This window comes from Streptomyces sp. NPDC006365, from assembly GCF_042870755.1.
GTDB lineage: Bacteria > Actinomycetota > Actinomycetes > Streptomycetales > Streptomycetaceae > Streptomyces > Streptomyces xiangluensis.
This window is the reverse complement of the sequence record NZ_JBIAHS010000005.1, coordinates 346142-364903: the sequence shown is the minus strand read 5'-3', so window position 1 is coordinate 364903 and position 18762 is coordinate 346142. Positions and strand designations below refer to the sequence as shown.

General features: G+C 68.8%; 18 protein-coding genes, 5 tRNA genes and 1 pseudogene. 7 read left to right on the top strand and 17 right to left on the bottom strand.

Annotation, left to right across the window (positions count from 1 at the left end; all coding sequences use genetic code 11):
• Positions 1-43: 43 nt before the first annotated feature.
• Positions 44-1276, bottom strand: a complete 1233-nt coding sequence (locus ACFYO0_RS17720; protein WP_388676254.1) for a hypothetical protein — start codon at positions 1274-1276, stop codon at positions 44-46.
• On the bottom strand, positions 1273-1839 hold the full coding sequence (locus tag ACFYO0_RS17715; protein ID WP_344388040.1) for a DUF4365 domain-containing protein: 567 nt from the start codon (positions 1837-1839) through the stop codon (positions 1273-1275). Before ACFYO0_RS17715 ends, ACFYO0_RS17720 begins: the two co-directional genes overlap by 4 nt.
• Positions 1840-2017: 178 nt before the next feature.
• Here ACFYO0_RS17715 and ACFYO0_RS17710 point away from each other — a divergent pair, with 178 nt between their 5' ends.
• A complete protein-coding gene (locus ACFYO0_RS17710) occupies positions 2018-2743 on the top strand; it encodes a 3'-5' exonuclease (RefSeq protein WP_386346958.1) in 726 nt (241 codons plus the stop codon).
• Positions 2744-2821: 78 nt separating this feature from the next.
• Here the strand turns inward: ACFYO0_RS17710 and ACFYO0_RS17705 are convergent.
• The 9 genes from ACFYO0_RS17705 to ACFYO0_RS17665 all read right to left on the bottom strand — a co-directional run bounded on the left by ACFYO0_RS17705 (position 2822) and on the right by ACFYO0_RS17665 (position 11419).
• A tRNA-Val gene (locus ACFYO0_RS17705) sits at positions 2822-2893 on the bottom strand.
• Between the two features lie 39 nt (positions 2894-2932).
• A complete protein-coding gene (locus ACFYO0_RS17700; protein ID WP_388676251.1) occupies positions 2933-3391 on the bottom strand; it encodes an SRPBCC family protein in 459 nt (152 codons plus the stop codon).
• Between the two features lie 101 nt (positions 3392-3492).
• Positions 3493-6243: a Tat pathway signal sequence domain protein gene (locus ACFYO0_RS17695; protein WP_388676249.1), complete on the bottom strand. Its 2751-nt coding sequence runs from the start codon at positions 6241-6243 to the stop codon at positions 3493-3495.
• A gap of 88 nt (positions 6244-6331) precedes the next feature.
• Positions 6332-6931, bottom strand: coding sequence for a hypothetical protein (locus tag ACFYO0_RS17690; RefSeq protein WP_388676246.1), 600 nt, complete (start codon positions 6929-6931; stop codon positions 6332-6334).
• Positions 6932-6939: 8 nt separating this feature from the next.
• Positions 6940-7854 (bottom strand): carbohydrate ABC transporter permease, encoded by a 915-nt coding sequence (locus tag ACFYO0_RS17685; RefSeq protein WP_388676243.1) that lies wholly within the window; start codon positions 7852-7854, stop codon positions 6940-6942.
• Complete coding sequence (locus ACFYO0_RS17680; protein ID WP_388676240.1) at positions 7854-8852, bottom strand: carbohydrate ABC transporter permease; 999 nt, start codon at positions 8850-8852, stop codon at positions 7854-7856. The genes ACFYO0_RS17685 and ACFYO0_RS17680 overlap by 1 nt, the downstream gene beginning before the upstream one ends.
• Entirely contained in the window at positions 8852-10141 is a 1290-nt protein-coding gene (locus ACFYO0_RS17675) for an ABC transporter substrate-binding protein (RefSeq protein WP_388676237.1), read from the bottom strand. The genes ACFYO0_RS17680 and ACFYO0_RS17675 overlap by 1 nt, the downstream gene beginning before the upstream one ends.
• Positions 10142-10844: 703 nt before the next feature.
• Positions 10845-10916: transfer RNA gene (locus ACFYO0_RS17670), tRNA-Val, on the bottom strand.
• A gap of 68 nt (positions 10917-10984) precedes the next feature.
• Complete coding sequence (locus ACFYO0_RS17665) at positions 10985-11419, bottom strand: TIGR02611 family protein (RefSeq protein WP_388676594.1); 435 nt, start codon at positions 11417-11419, stop codon at positions 10985-10987.
• A 191-nt stretch (positions 11420-11610) separates the two neighbouring features.
• Here ACFYO0_RS17665 and ACFYO0_RS17660 point away from each other — a divergent pair, with 191 nt between their 5' ends.
• Both ACFYO0_RS17660 and ACFYO0_RS17655 read left to right on the top strand, forming a co-directional pair.
• The gene (locus ACFYO0_RS17660) at positions 11611-12024 is read left to right on the top strand and encodes an SsgA family sporulation/cell division regulator (protein WP_003959770.1); all 414 of its coding nucleotides are present in this window, start codon (positions 11611-11613) and stop codon (positions 12022-12024) included.
• A gap of 340 nt (positions 12025-12364) precedes the next feature.
• Complete coding sequence (locus ACFYO0_RS17655; protein WP_388676234.1) at positions 12365-12922, top strand: CGNR zinc finger domain-containing protein; 558 nt, start codon at positions 12365-12367, stop codon at positions 12920-12922.
• 41 nt (positions 12923-12963) lie between these two features.
• Here ACFYO0_RS17655 and ACFYO0_RS17650 read toward each other — a convergent pair whose 3' ends face one another.
• Complete coding sequence (locus tag ACFYO0_RS17650) at positions 12964-13116, bottom strand: hypothetical protein (RefSeq protein WP_388676232.1); 153 nt, start codon at positions 13114-13116, stop codon at positions 12964-12966.
• Positions 13117-13337: 221 nt separating this feature from the next.
• Complete coding sequence (locus ACFYO0_RS17645; protein ID WP_388676592.1) at positions 13338-13793, bottom strand: hypothetical protein; 456 nt, start codon at positions 13791-13793, stop codon at positions 13338-13340.
• Positions 13794-14012: 219 nt separating this feature from the next.
• Here ACFYO0_RS17645 and ACFYO0_RS17640 point away from each other — a divergent pair, with 219 nt between their 5' ends.
• Positions 14013-14537 (top strand): DsbA family protein, encoded by a 525-nt coding sequence (locus ACFYO0_RS17640; protein WP_388676230.1) that lies wholly within the window; start codon positions 14013-14015, stop codon positions 14535-14537.
• A gap of 29 nt (positions 14538-14566) precedes the next feature.
• Here ACFYO0_RS17640 and ACFYO0_RS17635 read toward each other — a convergent pair whose 3' ends face one another.
• The 3 genes from ACFYO0_RS17635 to ACFYO0_RS17625 all read right to left on the bottom strand — a co-directional run bounded on the left by ACFYO0_RS17635 (position 14567) and on the right by ACFYO0_RS17625 (position 17260).
• A complete protein-coding gene (locus ACFYO0_RS17635; RefSeq protein ID WP_388676227.1) occupies positions 14567-15316 on the bottom strand; it encodes a GNAT family N-acetyltransferase in 750 nt (249 codons plus the stop codon).
• A 64-nt stretch (positions 15317-15380) separates the two neighbouring features.
• Entirely contained in the window at positions 15381-16202 is an 822-nt protein-coding gene (locus ACFYO0_RS17630; protein ID WP_388676224.1) for an aminotransferase class IV, read from the bottom strand.
• Positions 16199-17260 (bottom strand): chorismate-binding protein, encoded by a 1062-nt coding sequence (locus ACFYO0_RS17625; RefSeq protein WP_388676222.1) that lies wholly within the window; start codon positions 17258-17260, stop codon positions 16199-16201. Before ACFYO0_RS17625 ends, ACFYO0_RS17630 begins: the two co-directional genes overlap by 4 nt.
• Positions 17261-17416: 156 nt before the next feature.
• Here ACFYO0_RS17625 and ACFYO0_RS17620 point away from each other — a divergent pair.
• From ACFYO0_RS17620 to ACFYO0_RS17610, 3 genes are all read left to right on the top strand, one after another.
• Positions 17417-17489, top strand: a tRNA-Gly gene (locus ACFYO0_RS17620).
• Positions 17490-17527: 38 nt separating this feature from the next.
• Positions 17528-17601 (top strand) — tRNA-Cys (locus ACFYO0_RS17615).
• Between the two features lies 1 nt (position 17602).
• Positions 17603-17674: transfer RNA gene (locus ACFYO0_RS17610), tRNA-Val, on the top strand.
• 69 nt (positions 17675-17743) lie between these two features.
• Here the strand turns inward: ACFYO0_RS17610 and xerC are convergent.
• Positions 17744-18583: pseudogene (gene xerC, locus ACFYO0_RS17605) on the bottom strand (tyrosine recombinase XerC); the annotation flags it as partial.
• Between the last annotated feature and the right edge of the window lie 179 nt (positions 18584-18762).

Sequence of the window (18762 nt, the reverse complement as noted above, 5' to 3'; positions counted from 1 at the left end):
TCTGCCCCGCCGTACGCCGCCTCAGTCCCCGCCGTACGCCGCCTCAGTCCCCGCCGTACGCCTCCTCGAAGAATGCCGTGATCTCCGCCGTCTCCTGCAGCGACTTCATCAGCCGGTCCCGCTCCGCCTCGTCCACCTGCACGGGCACGACCCCGGACGCCCCGGTCAGCCGCCGGAAGCCGCCCCGGCTCTCCAGCCTCCCCTGCACCCGCACCGGCAGCCCCACCAGATGGGCATGGCCCGCGATCCGGTACGCCTCCTCGTCGAGCGTCATCCGTACGTGTGGGACCTCGGCGCCCGCGATGACCCGAAGCCGTACGGCGCCGTCACCACGCGGCTCCGACCTGCGCATCCGTACCACCGTGCCCGTGATCCGCACCGCCACGGACGGCTCCTCGCGCAGGTAGCGGGCACCGGCCTCGCGCAGCGCGGGCAGGTCGCCGGGTGAGAACTCGACGGGCTCGGCGGGTGTCGCGCAGCCCTCGGGGACTCCGGCGGCGGGCGCCCACTCGACGGCGATCCGGGCGCCCTCGGTGCCCTTCACGAGGGCTACGAGAGCCTCCGTGAGCTCATGGCTGACGCCCGCCTCGACGGCGCCGTCGAAGGCGTCCATGCCGCCGGTGGCGCGTCGGTAGTCGATGGCCTCGCGGGCCGCGTACACCGCCTGGTGGAGCCGGACGGCGAGCGGCCGGCCGGTGGCGACGGGCAGTAGGGCGGTCAGTTGCCGGCCGCCGGGTGCGGCGGAGACGAGCACGTCCTCCAGGGACGCGGCGGCGGGCCTGCGGTGGCGGGCGCCGTAGTAGCCCGCACGCGCGCGTACGGCGAGGGCGCCCGCTAGGAGCATCTGGCGGGCTGCCTTGCGCAGTTGCTCCTCGACGGCCCAGGCCGTGGCGCCAACGGGCCCGGTGGGCACATCGCGCGACCAGTGAATCTCGTCGCTGGGCACGGCGAGGCCGACCAGGACGTCGCGCGCGGAGGGCAAGCCGCTGCGCGACAGCGCGACGAGGGCCTCGCCGAGGAGGTCCTCGCTGTCGGGGAAGGCCCGGCTCTCCGGCACGAGCAGGCTGGTGCCGGCGCCGCCGGGGCCGGGCGGGGTCCAGCGGCCGTACCGTCCGGCGGCTCCGCCGCGGCGCTGCCAGCCGTGCCGATGCAGCAGCGCGCTGAGGACGGCGGGGTCGACCTGGTCGGGCCTGGGCGGCCGGTCCCACTGGCCCGGCGGCTCCACCGGGTGGGGCCTGGCTGGTCGTGCCGGTTCGTCAGTCGGGCGGTGCGTCACGGTCTGCCTCCGGTTCCGACCCGCGTCATGATCTCGCAGAGCGCCCGGTCGTCGAAGATGCGCGAGGTCGGTATCCGCACGGTGGTCCTGCGCCGGCCGGTGATGCGATGTCCGGCGAGGTTGGTCCAGTAGCAGCAGTGCCGCAGATCGAGCCGGTCGTGGCTGGCGCGCAGCCAGTCGTCCTGGGATCTGGGTACGAGCATCACGACCAGGATCTTGTGCACCGAGACCGGGCTGCGGGCGAGCTTCTCCAGGTGGGCGTTGTCGAGCGTGAAGGAGAAGGCCGGGCCCGGAGGGTTCGGCGGGATCTGGTACGTGCACTTGAGCTGCACCTTGATGGTGACTTCGTCGTCGACCGTGTGCCCGGGGGCGCTGTGGCTGACGTGCCAGTCGATGCCGTTGTCCGGAAAGGGCTGGGACAGGGAGCAGCCCGCGGCTGCCGCGACTGCGTGCAGATAGCCGACCTGCAGTGTCTCCATGCAGGCAGTGGTGGCGAGTGTGCCGCGATGCGGTGGTGTCCGCTGAGGCAGCAGCCCGCCCTGTTCGGGCTGCGCGATGGCCATTTCCAACAGCCTTCCGAAACCGGTGAATTCCCGCGACGGGCCGCTGAACTGCAAAGACCCGTATCTCTGTTGTCTCCTTCCGGCGTACGGCGCAAACAGCGCGGGTATCACCGAATCGGGCAGAGGGCGGCGCGGACGGCGCGTCAACTGCTGAGGGCGAACGAGGAGTTGCGTGCGCATGACGTGCTGGTACGAAGGTCCACTGGCCGCGTTCGACACCGAGACGACGGGTGTGGACGTGGAGACCGACCGGATCGTGTCGGCCGCCGTCGTCGTCCAGGACGCTTCCGGAAGCCGGCCGCGGGTGAGCCGCTGGCTGGTCAATCCGGGCGTTCCGGTGCCCGAAGGGGCAACGGCGGTACACGGTCTGACGGAGGATCACCTGCAGCGCAACGGCCGATGGCCGTCGCCGGTGATGGACGAGATAGTCAGGGAGCTGGCCGAGCAGAGCGCGGCGGGACGCCCGCTCGTGGTGATGAACGCGCCGTTCGATCTGACGCTGCTCGACCGGGAGTTGCGCCGGCATCGGGCGTCTTCCCTGGACCACTGGTTCGAGACCGTGCCGCTGCGCGTGCTCGATCCGCGGGTCCTCGACAAACACCTGGACCGCTACCGCAAGGGCCGCCGCACGCTGACCGATCTGTGCGCGCACTACGGTGTGGAGCTGGCGGGCGCCCATGACGCGGCGGCCGACGCGCAGGCCGCGATGGATGTCGTACGCGCGGTGGGGCGGCGTTTCGCGGCCCGCCTGGAGCGGCTCTCGCCGGCCGAACTGCACACGTTGCAGGCGGTGTGGCACGCGGCACAGGCCCGCGGCCTGGAGGCGTGGTTCGCACGCAGCGGCACGGAGGAGGCGGTCGATCCGGCATGGCCTCTGCGTCCGGAGCTCCCGGCGGCGGCGTAAGACGTGGAGCAGGTCCCGCGACACAAGCCCTGACATGCGAAAAACCGGTCCGTCTGTGACGGACCGGCTGTCTCCGGGTGGGCGATACTGGGTTCGAACCAGTGACCTCTTCGGTGTGAACGAAGCGCTCTCCCACTGAGCTAATCGCCCGGGAACGCACTGAACCATACAGGTCGAGCGGGGTTCTCATCAAACCTGTTGATGGCTACCGCCCAGGTACGCGGCCAGCCCACGCCGCCCGGCCCGCATCATCAGCGCGTGGTTGGCGCGGAACGCCGGCCGTCCGGGCAAGGAGAGGCGCCGGAGCAGGGGCTTGGTCACGTGGACTTCCTGGTCGTAGCGGGCGCGCGTGCCCGGCCCCTCCGAGGTGAGCGTCCAGCGTGCCCAGCCGTTCAGGTCGCCCGTCATCGCGATCTCCAGGACTCCGGCCGCCCGGTCGCGGCGTACCTCCCGGGCGGTGAACACCAGGTCGTACGGGAGCAGTGAGCGGATACGGATGATCCCGCTGCGGTCGTCGATCCGCGTCACCTCACGCACCTGTGGCCACCACCGGGGGTAGTTCTCGGCGTCGGCCAGCACGTCGTAGACGTCGTCGGCCGATGCGCCGAGAACCCACAGGCTGCGGAAGCGGTAGTGCGTCCAGTCCATGGCCCGAGTCTGCCCACTGACCCGGTGGTTGCCTCCCGCACTCGCCGGTCGTTGCGCGCGGCGAGTGCGGGAGGAGCTGGGGAGGTTGCGTCAGGCGACCGTCATGACGGGATCTTGTCGCCGACCAGCGCCAGGTTCTGGATCGCCGCCAGCCCGTACAGCGCCGTCGCGTTGGTGGACACCCACGCCGCCTCGCTGCCGGGCACCAGGGCGGTCGGACCCTCGATCTTCTTCGTGGACCAGTCGGTGGACTCCTTGTAGTCCCAGGTGTCCCGGCTGTTGTAGAACTGCTGCCACGCCCGCGCGGCCAGCCTGTCGTCGCCCAACTGGACAGCGGCGTACGCGTCCTGCCGTGAGTGGCCCTGGAAGAGCAGCAGGGAGCCGAAGTCGGAGCCGTAACGGGCCTTCTGCTCGGCCTTCGTGGCGTTGAAGTAGCGGCAGTAGTCCAGCCACGCCTCCTTGAACTTCGGCATGTCGATCTGATCGATGAGCTCGGCGGTCAGCTCGACCAGGCCGAACATCGCCGACAGGTGCGAGACGCTGACCTTGGCTTCCTTGGCGACGGCGAACTTCCCGGTGTCCAGGTCGTACAGCGCGTTGCCCTGGACGAAGCCGTTGGGCTGGGCGGCGATGGTCTCCATCGTGGACAGGACGCGGGCCTTGGCCTTCTCCCACTTGGGGCCGCGCCGCTCCCACTCGGTCAGCCAAGCCGACACCAGCCCCGACCAGTCCGTGCCGAAACCGATCGACAGCGCGTTGCGGTCGGGCGTGTACGGCTCGGTGCGGATCTTGCGGATGGGGTCGAGGACGAGGAACGTCTCGTCGGAGTCGACATTGGCGTGCATGAGGTCGCCGACGCGTTCGTCCGCGGTGAGGAAGTAGTAGTAGCGACGGTAGGTGGTGTTGGCGATGCGCTGCTGCTTGGCGCTGTCGGCGTAGTGCTGGACGCCGTGGCGGGTGCCGAGGCCCGCCCACCTGCCGAGGTGGTAGACGTCTACCTCGCCGGTGTGCCGGGTCATCGCCTCGGCGAAGCGGAAGATGTCGGCGCGGCCGGAGCGCATGTACGCGAACCAGAGCCACAGGTCGGGCGAGAGCTCGGAGTTGTCCCAGGCGTAGCCTCCGACGTCGTAACACCACTGGTGACGGCTCGGGTCGTAGCTGTGCATGATGTCGCCGTAGTCCCAGAAGCCGTACCAACGGCGCATCTCCACCTGATCCTTGTAGTAGGTGAAGAGGAAGTCGAGATGATCCTCGATCTTCGCCTTGGCGCCGGTCGAGCGGTCCGGCTCGGCGAACAGCTTGCCGAAGACGCCCGCCTTGACGAGCTGCCCCGGCGGGGCGACAAGCTGCGGCGGAGTGCGTACGACCTCGACCTGCTGGGCCATCGCCTCGGCACTCGGTGTGGACTCGTGGGCCCAGAAGAGGAGTTCGCTGGTGCGGGCGATGCCGTAGGGCGTGCCGAAGCCGGGCTCGTAGTCCTCGTAGGTGATGTTGAGGCCCTCGAGCTGTTCGGGGTAAGTGTCCTGGCCCATGCCGTCGTGGTAGAAGCGCAGGTCCATGGGCTGTGCCTCGGGCGACCAGAGCCAGAGCGTGACCTCGGCCTCGTCGGTCTGGGCGTCGCGGATGTCGAGTTGGGCGGGGAACTTCTCCCAGAAGTCCCTGAGGCCGAAGGCGAATCCACCGCTCGCGCCGCCGACGTACCCGAAGCCGCTGGCCCGACGGCCGCCGCCTGCGGGGATCCAGCCGTGGCCCTTCTTGGTGCGCTTGCGGACACCGAAGCCGTCGGCCGAGAGCTGCGAGAGGGTGTAGTCGCCCCACTCGGGGATGTATTGCAGCCGGGTGGTCACCCGCTGGTCCCAGGTGGACGGGTCGGGCAGCTTCTTGCCCTCGAACTGGGCCGTCCGCACGGCCGCCCCCGGGTCGCGCCGCAGCCCGGTGATGCCCTTGACCGCCTCGCGCAGCAGACCGGTGCCCTCCCCGCCGATGCGAATGTGCCGGTCGTACGCGGCGTCCCGCATCGGCACCTTGAAGCGCACACCTATGCCGCGGATGAAGTCGCCGCTCGCCTTGCCGGGCTCCTGCTTCCCGTCGAACGTGATCGTGTGCACCATGCGGAACGACTCGGCGCCCGCGTAGAAGTAGAGCCGGATCGAGAACGGCATCCAACTCCGGCCGCCCTTACGGTGCTTGCCGTCGATACGGACCACGGCACGTACCGGCCCGTCCTGCTCGACCTCCACCTCGCCGATGACGCTCTCGAACCGCTCGTACTTCTCCGCGCCCTGGTCGCCGTCCTCGATCTCGGGCTGGCGCAGCAGCACGAGCCGGCCGTCCTTGGCGATCTCGGTGGAGCCGCGGGTGACGGACTTGATGAGCGTGGAGCCGTTTTTGCCGATCTTCGCGGTGATGACACCGGTCGATATGTCGATCGTGCCGCCGCTCTTGTCGACGGTGACCTTCTTCTCGGACGCGGCCGGCGCACCGGCGGCGAGCGTCAGCTTCCCGGCGCCGACTCCGGCGGCGACCGCGTGCGCGGTCCACTTCAGCGAGCCGTCGGGCCAGTAGCCGATGGGCCAGGACTGGACCGGCACCTCCTTGCCGTCGGCGTCCTTCAGCGCGAACGTCTGGTCCTTCTCGTACGCGCCCTTCGGCCAGGGCACGCCCACAGTGGAGCCGGGGGCGGCGCCCAGGCCGCCCTCCTCCAGCCAGTCCAGGGTCACCGGGTCGGCATCGCCCGGCTCGGCTCTGGGCGCGGCCTGCGCGCCCTGGGTGCCCAAGGCCCAGCTGAACTGGGCGGCGGCGCCGGCGACTGCGGCGGCCTTCAGGAGGGACCTGCGGGGGATGGGAGACATGGCCTTTCCTTTCCGTGCGGGGAAGTCAGGGGCATGACAGAGAGAGGTGCGACGCCGAGGGCGCCGACCTTGCTTGGGGCGCGACCGCTCAGCGGCGTCGGCCGCGCGCCTCCACGGCGAGAGCCGCCGCGGCGACGGCCCCCAGGACGGGGACCGCCAGTGGCACGACGAACCAGGCGGAGCAGGCCACCACGACCAGTCCGCCGACGAGCAGAAAGGACCCGGCGGGATCGAGGACCGTACGGCGCCCGGCGGCCCCGAGCAGCACGCGCCACGACGCATCGGGCTCCCAGACCGCCGCCGCACGCATTCCGGCGACGACCAGTCCGATCAGGGCGAACAGCCCGACGGCGCCGACGAGCGGCCCGCCGGGGATCCCGGCCCGTACGGCCTGCACATCCACCCAGACCGCGACGGCCGCGACCCAGCCGGCGACGCCGACGACCCACCCGCGGCGCGCGGCCGCCCGGAAGTCGGCGACGAACTCCCGCCAGCCGCCGCCCTGGTGCTCCGTACGCCGCCGCAGATGCCGCGCCCCCGCGGCGAACGCGGCAGGGTAGGTGACCAGGGGCAACGAGGCCAGTGCGATCCACACTCCGGTGAGCAGACACTCGGCGAAGAGGCCGAACCGCTCGGCGAACACGGACTCCCGCGGCGGACCGCTTGTCTTGACCGGTGCCTGGCTCATATGGCGCCTCAGCCCTTCAGACCCGATGTCGCCATGCCGTCGATCAAGTAGCGCTGGAAGGCCATGAAGAAGGCGAGCACCGGCAGCAGGGCGACCAGCGACATGGCGATCATGCCGCCGTAGTCGGCCAGTCCCTCCTGGTCGACGAACATCTTCAGGCCGAGTGAGACCGTGTACTTGTCGGGCTCGTTGAGGTAGATGAGCGGGCCCATGAAGTCGTTCCAGGAGTTGATGAAGGTGAAGATCGCGCTGGTGATCAGGGCCGGACGGCACAGCGGCAGAACGATCGACCAGTAGATGCGGAAGTGCCCGCAGCCGTCGATACGGGCCGCCTCGTCGAGTTCCTTGGGCAGGTTGCGCATGAACTGCACCATCAGGAAGACGAAGAACGCCTCGATGGCGAGGTACTTGCCGAGCAGGAGCGGGGTGTACGTGTTGATCATGTTCATGTTGCGGAACAGCACGTACTGCGGAATGAGCAGCACGTGGTACGGCAGCAGGAGCGTGCCGATCATCAGCGTGAACATGAGATTGCGGCCCGCGAACTTGATCTTCGCGAAGGCGTACGCGGTCAGCGAGCACGAGATCAAGATCCCGATCACCGAACCGACCGCGAGGAACAGCGAGTTGAAGAAGAACGTGGAGATCGAGATGTCCGCGATGCCCTCGGTCAGGCGCGTGTAGTTGGACGTGATCGGGTCGGTCGGGAAGAGGTCCAGGCTGCCGACGATGTCCTCGCTCTTCTTGAGCGAGCCGCCGATGACCCAGACCACCGGATAGAGGATGACCGCGAGGATCGCCAGGGACCCGATGTGCCAGGCGAGCGAACCGGGCAGCCTGCGCCGGAAGTTGCCCGCCTTCGTCGACTGGCCCTGTGTCGACGGACCTTGCGTCGGCGTGATCTCTGTGGCCTGCGCGCTCATCAGGCGCCCTCCTCGTAGTGCACCCAGCGCTTCTGGGACCAGAACAGCACCGCCGTCACCAGGGCGACCGCGACCAGCAGCATCCAGGCCATGGCGGAGGCCAGACCCATCCGGCTGTTCTCGAAGCCCTGGACGTAGAGGTAGCAGGTGTAAACCATCGAACCGTCCGCGGGGCCACAGGAGTTGCCTCCGGCGCCGCCGCCGACGATGTACGCGGAGCTGAAGATCTGGAAGGAGTGGATGGTCTCCAGGAGGACGTTGAAGAAGAGGACCGGGGAGATCATCGGCAGTGTGATGTTCCAGAACCGCCGCAGCTTGCCCGCTCCGTCGACCTCGGCCGCCTCGTACAACTCGCGCGGCACCTGCTTGAGGCCGGCGAGGAAGATGACCATGGGGGCGCCGAACTGCCAGACGGTGAGCGCCACCAGGCTGTAGATGATCATGTCCGGGTCGCCGGTCCAGCCGCCGACGTTCACGCCGAAGATCTTCTGCGTACGGTCGACGATCGCGTCGTCCGAGAAGATCGCCTTCCAGACGATGGCGATGGAGACGCTCGCCCCGATCAGCGACGGCGCATAGAAGGCGGCCCGGTAGAAGGCCTGTCCGCGCCGCTTCTGGGCCAGGAGCAGGGCCACACCGAGGGCGGCGAGCAGCTTGAGCGGCGTACCGACGATGACGTACCAGATCGTCACCTGCACCGAGTGACGCCAGCGCGGGTCGCCGAACATCTCGGAGAAGTTGTCGAGGCCGATCCACTTGGGCGAGTCGAACAGGTTGTAGTCGGTGAACGCGAAATAGAGCGAGGCGACCATCGGGCCCGCTGTGAGCAGCAGGAATCCGGCGATCCAGGGGGACATGAAGAGATAGCCGGCCAGGTTCTCCCGGCGGCCCCGCCGCTTGAGTTCAGCGGGGCGCGGGGATTTCACCGGACCGTGCCGCGGCTCGGAGTCCTTGGACAGGCCCTCCATCGCAGGGGCGTGTGTCACGGTGGTTCCCATCAGCTGCTGAGAGCCGTCTTCGACTCGGTGAAGAACTGCTTGACGGCCTCGTCCACCGACCGCTTGCCCAGGCCGAGTTCCTCACCGAGGCGCAGGAACGCCGCCTCACAGACGTCCGCGCCGCTCGGGTGTGGGGTGATGGGCTCCAGGACCCCCGCCTTGACCAGGGACTCCTCGTAGGCGGCTATCTCCATGTTGACCGGGTCGGTCGGCTTGAAGGCGTCGTACTGAGCCTGCGTCGCGGGCACACCTCGGTCGTAGCCCATGATCTTGGCGACCTCCGGGTCGTGCACCATGAAGTCGATGAACTGGGCGACTTCCTTGGGGTGCTGGGTGCGCTTGGAGGCGCTGAGCATGAGAGAGCCGAGGTACTGGCCGGTCTTCTTGCCGTCCGTGGTCGGGATGGGAGCCAGGCCGTACTCGCTCTTGCCCTCGGAGGTGTAGCGGACGGTGAAGTTGTCCCAGGTGAACTCACCACCGGAGAGTTCCGCGGCGACCGCCGACTTGGGCTTGATCTGGGCGACCTTCTTCTGGTCGGCGTAGACGCCTTCCTCGACGGCCTTCTTGGCCTTCGTCCACCATTCCTTCAGGTCCGCCTCGGTGAACCCGAGCCCGTCCTCGGTGAAGAACGCCTTGCCGTTCTGGCGGAGGTAAAGGTCGTAGAGGTACATGACGTTGTACGGGCCGGTGTCCCCGGCCCTCCCCGCCTTGTCGCGGATCTTCTTCATCGCCGCGTCGAAGTCGTCCCAAGTCCAGCCCTGCTCCGGATTCACGCCGGCCTTGGTGTAGACGGGTTTGTCGATGACCAGGGCCATCGAGTTGGAGCCGACCGGAACACCGAGCAGCTTGCCGTCGATCTCGCCGAACTTGTCCAGGCCTGCGCGGAAACCGTCCATGGAGAGGTTGCCCGCCTCGACCTGCTCGCTGAGATCGAGCAGCACATTCTTCGCGTCGTATTTACGCAGGAACCCGATGGCGTTCTGGAAGACATCGGGCGGATTGCCGCCGGAAGCCTGGGTATTGAATTTCTTCCAGAAGTCCGTGTAAACCTGGAAGTCCGTTTTCACCTTGATCTTCGGGTACTTCTTTTCGAAGAGCTTGACGGTCTCGTTGATCCGCTTGGCTCGGTCTTCAGCACCCCACCATGCGTAACGGATCGTCACCGTCCCGTCCCCGGCGCCACTGCCTCCCCCACACGCCGTCGCCGTGGTCCCCAGCCCCAGCGCGGCCAGTGAGGCTCCCCCCGCCTTGAGGATCGTTCGCCTCTCAACTTTTCTGTTCTGCTGCATGGTTGAGCCTCCCCGCGACGATGCGTCCGCCTCATGAATCGTTTCAAGTAAGCGCTTGCCGCCACAAGTTACGGAGGCCCTTCGGGCACGTCAATGACTCGGACAGGAATTGATGTGGACGGGGTCGTCGGCGCGACAGCGTGAACTGGGCCGGGCCGGCTGGGGCGTTGGACGACTGCGCAGGTGGAGCGCGTGGAGTCGACCGGTCGAACGGGGTGACGCCTTACGGAAGTTGGGGCGGATGGGGAGGGAGGTTCGCGGCTGGGGTGGAGAGTTGACGGAGAGTCGGGCAGGCATGCCGGGGCAGGCACGCGATGCACTGAGGGCTCGACCTGGAGCTTGCCGTCGCTTTCGCCGTCTCGGCCGACCTCAGGGGCGTACGACCTTGGCTGTGGCCGCTGGAAGGCCCCGGCCCATCCGAGAAGTAGCCCTTGAGGGCGTACGCAACTGCTGAGGCCCCCGCCGCACCCCGTGCGGCCTCACGGAAAGGACGAGGGTGGCGCGTGCTGGTGGGATGCCCCAGCAGCCGCCGGCCTCGACCCCCGGCGGACCCTCTGGTGCGCTATGCGCACGAGGGCGCTCACCCCGACGGGCACCGTGGGGGTGCGGGCGACCGAGCCCCGCCACACGCGGCGAAGCCGCGCAATAACGACGATGGCGACCCGGCCTGCGCTTTGCGCAGGCCGGGTCGCCATCGACATCGTGGGCGATACTGGGATCGAACCAGTGACCTCTTCGGTGTGAACGAAGCGCTCTCCCGCTGAGCTAATCGCCCGGACGTAGGAAAACATTACCCCATGTCAGGGCGTGCTTCCGACCGCCCGCCGAGCACGCGGAGCCCCGCTACTCCTTGATCTTCCACGGCATCACGAAGCCGAACCGATAGAGGTAGATCCCGGCCAGCACCCCGACGATCAGCAGACCGATCGTCGTCAGGATGATGTTGCGTCTGCGCACCTTGGGATCGAGCGCCCGCTGTGTCGCTTCGGTGACCTTGCGCTTCGTCCAGCGGAGCACCAGCTGCGCCCAGACGAACTCGGTGGCCCAGATCGCCATGCCGCCGAAGATCACCAGCCAGCCCGGCCCGGGCAATGGCAGCATGATCACGCCGGCCACCACGACCGCGAGGCCCACCACGAACACGCCCACCTGCCAGCTCAGGTGCAGCGCGCGTCGCGCCTTGATGAATTGCGGCGCACGGGACCCAAGCGCCGGCTCGCCCTTCGTCTCGTCGGCCGCCACGACGGCCTCCCCCGTTTCGTCACTCCCCGTATTCATACGGCCAAACCCTACCGGACAGAAACCAGTCACTGGAATGGTCGTAGTCGACGAACGCACACTCGGCCGGATGAGCTACCTAAAGACACGCAAAACACTCAGAGGGGTTTACAACGGCACCGTAGGTGGCATGTCGATTTCGCCGACGTGCGAATCCCCGAGCGCACACTGAGCGAAAGGCCCTGGCGCTTATGAACACCACGGTCAGCTGCGAGCTGCACCTGCGCCTCGTTGTGTCGAGCGAGTCCTCACTGCCTGTTCCCGCAGGACTGCGGTATGACACGGCCGATCCCTACGCCGTGCACGCCACCTTCCACACCGGAGCCGAGGAAACCGTCGAGTGGGTGTTCGCCCGAGATCTCCTCGCCGAGGGACTGCACCGGCCCACCGGCACGGGCGACGTCCGTGTCTGGCCGTCCCGCAGTCACGGTCAGGGCGTCGTGTGCATCGCCCTGAGCTCCCCCGAGGGCGAGGCTCTGCTCGAGGCCCCGGCGCGGGCCCTGGAGTCGTTCCTGAAGCGAACGGACGCCGCCGTACCCCCGGGCACGGAGCATCGCCATTTCGATCTCGACACGGAGCTCTCCCACATCCTGGCCGAGAGCTAGGCCGAGGCTCCGCACAAGCCGCCCGGCGCCGTCCACTCGGGGAGACGGCGCGGGCTCGGACCGTCCCCATACGGTATACACCGGCGCCGTCGCCGCGGATTCCGCGGAGGCGGCGTCTGCGCGCGTGCCCCGGGCATGGACAAACGCGTGCGCACCCGAACTGCGACCCAACGCCTACGTGCCCCCGGCCACGGCCGAACGTACGCTCGACACCAGGACGCGGACTGCTTTGCCCACCGACCGTTCGGCATGGATGGCGCCGAATCCCCCGATTCATGGAGCCGCTAGCATCGGCCAGCATCGGCGGGCGCCCGCCCGACCCCAGGCCAGGGAGCGAAACGTGCTGATCACCCACGACACCCGGTGCGCCCTCGACATCGTGGTCGATCTGGTGAACACCGCACCGGAGGACGACACGGCGGACGGGCTCGCGAGCGTCGCGGATCTGGACGAATTCGTACGCAAGCACGACATCAGCGAAGTCGGGTCACTGTCCGAGTTCGATCTCACGGCTGTACGGAAGATCCGCGGCCGGTTCTGCGGGATCTTCGCGGCACCCGATGCCCGGGCCGCCGCCGTGCTGATCAACGAGCTGGTCGCCGCGGCCGGCACCACGCCACGACTCACCGATCACGACGGCTACGACTGGCATGTGCACTACTTCGCACCTGGTGCGTCCGTCGCGGATCACCTCGCCGCCGACTGCGGGATGGCACTGGCGTTCTTCGTGGTGGCCGGCGAACAGGACCGGCTGCGACGCTGCGAGGCGCCCGACTGCCGGCACGCCTTCGTGGACCTCTCCCGCAACCGCTCCCGCCGCTACTGCGACAGCCGGACCTGCGGAAACCGTCTGCATGTGGCCGCCTACAGGGCGCGACGCAAGGAAGCGGCGGGCTGACGGAGTCCTCGGCGGGTGGCGCCAGGGACTCCGCGTACGGCTCAGAGCAGCAGCAGATCGTGCAGCGAAGCCATGAGCAGCAGACAGCCGATCACCGCAAGGAAGATCATCAGCGGTGGCTGGGAAAGTGCGAAGAGACAACCTCGCCGCTCCCCTTCGGACGCGGCGGTGTCGCTCTGTGTTGTGTCCAGCATCTCGCGGGCGATGATGACGCAGCTGAGACCCTCGACGCGATCAACACGCCCGAAAAATGGGGGAGTTAGCCGAAATCCGTGATGTGACGGTCCAGTATCTGGGATAGACCGCTTCGACGCGGATCCCGGCGTGCATCCCGGAGTGGCTTCCTCCGTGCACCGCACGGCTCACGGTCGGCTCACCGTGTCGTTTCGGAGCGGCTTATGCCGTGCTCACGGCGTCATATGCCGTGCTTCTTGAGGATGGCTTCGATGTCGCTGAAGTCGTCCCCGGACTCGGCGGCGCGGGGCTTGGCCTTGCTCTTGGACTCGGGGCGGGTCGCCGGGCTCGTCGACGGGCCCAGCGAGGGCGCCGAGGCCGAAGGAGCCACCGCGTCACGCTGCGCGGCACGGGCCGCCCTGCGCTCCTTGCGGGTCCCGCCGCCGCGCCGCTCGACGGCCCGCGTGGTCGTGAACAACAGCCACGAGGCGCCGAGCACGCCGAAGCCCGCCCAGGCCACCGGGCTGAAGGCGGTGTCGGCCGCCCATTCGACGGCCCCGGTCATCACCAGGCCGAGGGGCACCAACGAGTACGCCACGAGGCGAGCCGCCGCGAGGAAACGCTTGCGATACGCGGTGACCGCGGCGATACCCAGGCCTGCCGCGGAGACGGCGGAACAGACGGTCTCGGCAATCATCCGGTCCTCCAGGGCAGAACTCACTCGGGCAGAGTCACTTCGTCCCTTCCATCCTGCACCGCACCGTGCCCGGTATGCCATGGTCCGGGCAGACCTCAGGGACATCTCCGGGTCGGGTCCTCCTCAGGGTCCGGTCCCTCCGCACGCTGGACGGTCCCCCGCAGGGGTCGCCCGGCCACGGTTTGGGCCTCCTCGGCCACGGCTGGGAGACTGGTGCGCATGAGCGACTCCTCCCCCGCGCACCCCGCCGTCGCCGTCCTGGACGTCTGGTGCGAACTCCAGTGCGCCGACTGCCGTAGCGCCCTCGTTGACCTGCGCGCGCTGCGCGCCCGCTACGGCGACCGGCTGGAGCTGCGGCTGCGGCACTTCCCGCTGGAGAAGCACAAGCACGCGTTCGCGGCCGCGCAGGCCGCCGAGGAGGCCGCGGAACAGGGCCACGCCTGGCAGTACGTCGAGGCGGTACTGGGCCGGGTCGAGGAGCTGAACCGTAAGGGAGAACCCTTCCTGGTCGAGGTGGCCCGTGAACTCGGTCTGGACGCCGAAGAGTTCGACACCGCCCTGATCGACGGCCGGCACATCCTGATCGTTGACGCCGACCAGGCCGAGGGCAAGGCCATCGGCGTGACCGGCACGCCGACGTACGTCATCGACGGCGAGCGCCTCGACGGCGGCAAGAGCCAGGAGGGGCTGCGCGAGCGCATCGAGGAGATCGTGGACCGGCTGCTGGCCGGACAGCGGGCCTGAGGCCCCACGGCAGGTTCCTGTACGGGTCTCTACAGCAGGTCCTTGCTGAGGAGGTAGGTGATCGTCTCGTAGCCGAGTGATTCAGAGAGCCGCTCGGCCGGGGTGTTCCCCGCGGGGACGTTCATGCGGATCCCGGTCCGTCCGGCGGCGATCGTCTGCGCCTCCGCCAGCAGCATCAACGTACGGCCGTGTCCTCGGCGCCGGTACCGCTCGCCGGTCTCCACGTCGAGGACGAACGCCATCCCATCCCGTACCCCCAGACACAGTGTGCCCACCGGTGTCCCCTCGTGTTCCAGGACACTGAACGCCATGCCCTCGGGGGCGAGCCCAGCCGCCAGCGAAGTGGCATGATCCTGCCCGTACTTGGCGCGTGCCTCGGCCTCTGTCATCGGCCGGCCCCGGCTGCCTGCGGGCAGTACGGGAGAAGTGCCGCCGAGCCGCTTCTCCATGGTGCGGTCACGCGGCACGTAACCGAGCGCCGTGGCCAGCCGCAGCGCGGGCTCGGCGGCACCCGGCACCGGCACCTCGATCCGCCGGCAGCCCCAGCCGCGCGCCACCTCTTCGGCAGCGAGCGCGGCCACTGTGCCGCGCCCCCGTCGGCGGTCCGGCTCGTCGATCCCCAGCTCCCGGATCTGCGCGACCGACGGCCCGGAGAGGGGGTGGGTCGCAAGGTGTATCGCACCGACGGGCCGGCTGTTCACGCAGACCTTGTAGTGGCGTGACAGCGCCCCGTCGGCTTCGCGCTGAAGCGGCTCGGTCGGCCGCAGGGTGGTGGTCATCAGGGATGTTGTACCCACGTTGATTACCGGCGTCAGCCCAATTGTGCTCGGCTGTGAGCGGCATTCACGGATCGAGGTCGTCTCCCGACCGCTCGTCGAAGATCCGCATGGCCTTGGCGGTCACCGGCCCGGGCGTGCCCGGGAGTTCGCGTGCGTCGACCCGGTGCACGGCCTGTACATCGCGCAGGGTCGAGGTCAGGAAGATCTCCTGCGCCCGCTCCAGAACGTCCAGCGGCAGGTCGGTCTCCTTGGCGCCGGTCCACTCGACGGTGAGCGCGCGTGTGATGCCCGCGAGGCAGCCGGAGGGGATCGGCGGGGTGTGGATCTCGCCGTCGAGGACCACGAAGACATTGGACCCGGTGCCCTCGCACAGCTGCCCCACGGTGTTCGCGAACAGCGCCTCGCTCGCGCCCTGTTCGCGAGCGCGGGCGAGGGCGACGACGTTCTCGGCGTACGACGTGGTCTTGAGGCCGGTGAGCGCGCCGCGTTCGTTGCGGGTCCACGGCACGGTGATCGCGGCGGTGGAGTCGGCGCGCCGGCTGGTCTCGCCCAAGGCGACGACGAGGGTCGGACCGTGCTCGCCGCGGTCTGAACCGAGCGGTGAGAGGCCACCGGTGTACGTGATCCGCAGGCGGCCCAGCGGCATCGGGTTGGCGTCCAGGACGGCCGCGCAGGCCCGGCGCACCTCATCCAGGTCGGGCTCGGGCAGCCCGAGGCCGTGCGCCGAGCGGGCCAGCCGCTTGAGATGGCGGGTGAGCGCGAACGGCCGGCCGTCGATCGCCTTGACGGTCTCGAAGATGCCGTCGCCCACGGTCAGTCCGTGGTCGAGGACGGAGACACGGGCCGACTCGATGTCCAGCAGCCCACCGTCGAGCCAGAGCTTCACGTGAGTGTCCCTCCACTTGAGTCGTACGCCCCTGACGCTACAGCCAGCAGTAGGGCGGCTTTCAGCTCGGTCTCCCGCCACTCGAGCTCGGGGTCGGACCCCCAGGTGATACCCGCGCCGGAGCCGAAGCGCAGCACTGCTGCGGCCCTTCCGTCCTTGGCGGACCGGACCACCCAGAACGTACGGATACCGACGGCCAGTTCTCCGGTCCCGCGGTCGGCGTCCACCCAGCCGATGCCGCCGCAGTACGGGCCTCGGGGCGCGGTCTCCAGGGCGTCGATGATCCGCAGGGCGCTGGATTTGGGGGCGCCGGTGACGGAGCCGGGCGGAAACGTCGCCTCCAGCAGCTCCGGCCAGCCCGCGTCATCGCGCAGTTCGCCGGACACGGTCGAGACGAGGTGGACGAGGCCCGGGTGCTTCTCGACGACACACAGGTCGGGCACGGTCACCGAGCCGGTGGCGCAGACGCGCCCCAAGTCGTTGCGGACCAGGTCCACGATCATCACGTTCTCGGCGTGGTCCTTCTCCAGAAGGTCGGCCTCGGTGCGTCCGGTGCCCTTGATCGGGCCCGACTCGACGAACCGTCCGTCGCGGCGCAGAAAGAGCTCGGGGGACGCTGTGGCCAGTTCGACGCCGTGGTCACGGAGGCGGATCGTTCCGGCATACGGTGCCGGGTTGCCGCGGGCGAGCAGCGCGGTGAGCGCGTCCACGTCGGCGTCCGGATCAACCGGTGCGGACAGGACCCGGCAGAGGTTCGCCTGGTAGACCTCGCCGGCCGCTATGTGCTCGCGGATGCGGCGCACACCCGCCGTGTACGCGGCGCGGTCGAGCGACGACGTCCAGTCATCGATCGCGGGCCCCCGCCACTCCCCCGGCACCGGCGCGGGCACCGGCTGATGGCGTACGTCACGGAAACGGGCGCACACCAGACGCCCCTCGAAGTCCGCCGTGACGGCCCAGAAGCCACTCGATTCCAGGGCCGCGGGGTCACTAGTGACATCAAGGAGGCCGGTCGCGACGAGAGGGCCGAAGCGGGCCAGAGCTGGGAGGTCGTGCACACGTGCGAGTCTATGGCGGGCGCCGCGCGCGTGCGCCGGCCGTGTCGCTCACCGGGCGCACCGCAGCACGCTGCACAAACGCGTTTTTGTACTGGCCCCGGAATCCGCTAGAGTTCAACACGTCACCGACCCGCACGAGCGAGGCGGAAAAGACAAGCGGACGTAGCTCAGTTGGTAGAGCGCAACCTTGCCAAGGTTGAGGTCGCCAGTTCGAACCTGGTCGTCCGCTCGCAGGAAGTGGGGGATCTTCCCGAACCCCGCTCCCCTGGTGGAGTGGCCGAGAGGCGAGGCAACGGCCTGCAAAGCCGTCTACACGGGTTCAAATCCCGTCTCCACCTCCAAGGACGATTAGCTCAGCGGGAGAGCGCTTCCCTGACACGGAAGAGGTCACTGGTTCAATCCCAGTATCGTCCACACAGGCCAGAGGCCGTTTCCCGATACGGGAGACGGCCTCTGGCTCGTGACGAGTGACAATCTGCGTGACTACCGATCCTCGCCACCCTCAAAGATGCGGTCCATGGTCACCGCTCCTGTCTGGATCACCGGGCGGATCTGCTTCCGGTAGACCTTCTCTGTGACCGCCGTACTGGAGTGCCCCACGAGCCGGGAGATCTCCTCCAGCGGAACGCCGTTGTCGGAGAGCAAGGACACGAAACTGTGCCGGAGCTCCCGAGGCGTCCAGTCCGCAGGGTCGAGACCATCCACCGCAGCAAGGACACGTCGATAGGCCCGCCGGACATTGGCCGCATCGAGCTCTGTGCCGACTGCGGACGTGAAGACGAGACCCTTCTCCTTCCACTGCTCCCCCGCCTTCTCACGCTGCCGATCCTGCGCTTTCCGCTGCTCGGCCAGCGCCTCCACACAGCGAGCAGGCAGCGCGAGCGTGCGCCTCGACTTCCGCGTCTTGGTGTCCCCACTGGCACGGACCGAACGCCAGACGGCGATGTGCGGCGGGATCGGGGGATCCTCGTCCGGCGCCTCTTCAAGGTCCACGTGATCCCACGTGAGCGGGCGCAGCTCCTCCGTCCGACCTCCGGTGAGGAGAGACAGCACGATGTAGGCGTGCAGCGGCGTGTCAGCGGCAGCGTCCAGCACCGCCTCAGCCTGTGCGAGGGTGAGCGCTTTGGACGGACGCCCCTCCTGGCCGGTCGGGACGGAGCACAGCTCAACGACGTTGCGCTTCACCTTGTCCCGCACCATGGCTCGCTTGACCGCTCGGTTCAGGCACGACCGGATCACTTGCAGCGTGCTCGTACTGAGCGCCTTGGCCTTGTCAGCCAGCCACTTGTCCACCTCGTCGGCGGTCAAGGCCCGCGCACAGCGCGGGCGCGCGCCGCCTTGTTGGCGGGGCCGCCGCTCTGTCTTCGCCAGCGGCGGCCCCGCCAGGCGGCGCGCTACGTGCAGTGGGCGGACGGGGGAAAACCCACTTGGGCTGGGGCGGTCGGCTCCACGACTTTAGGCAGCCACCATGGGGCGAGCCTCGAAGATCATGGCCCCAACGT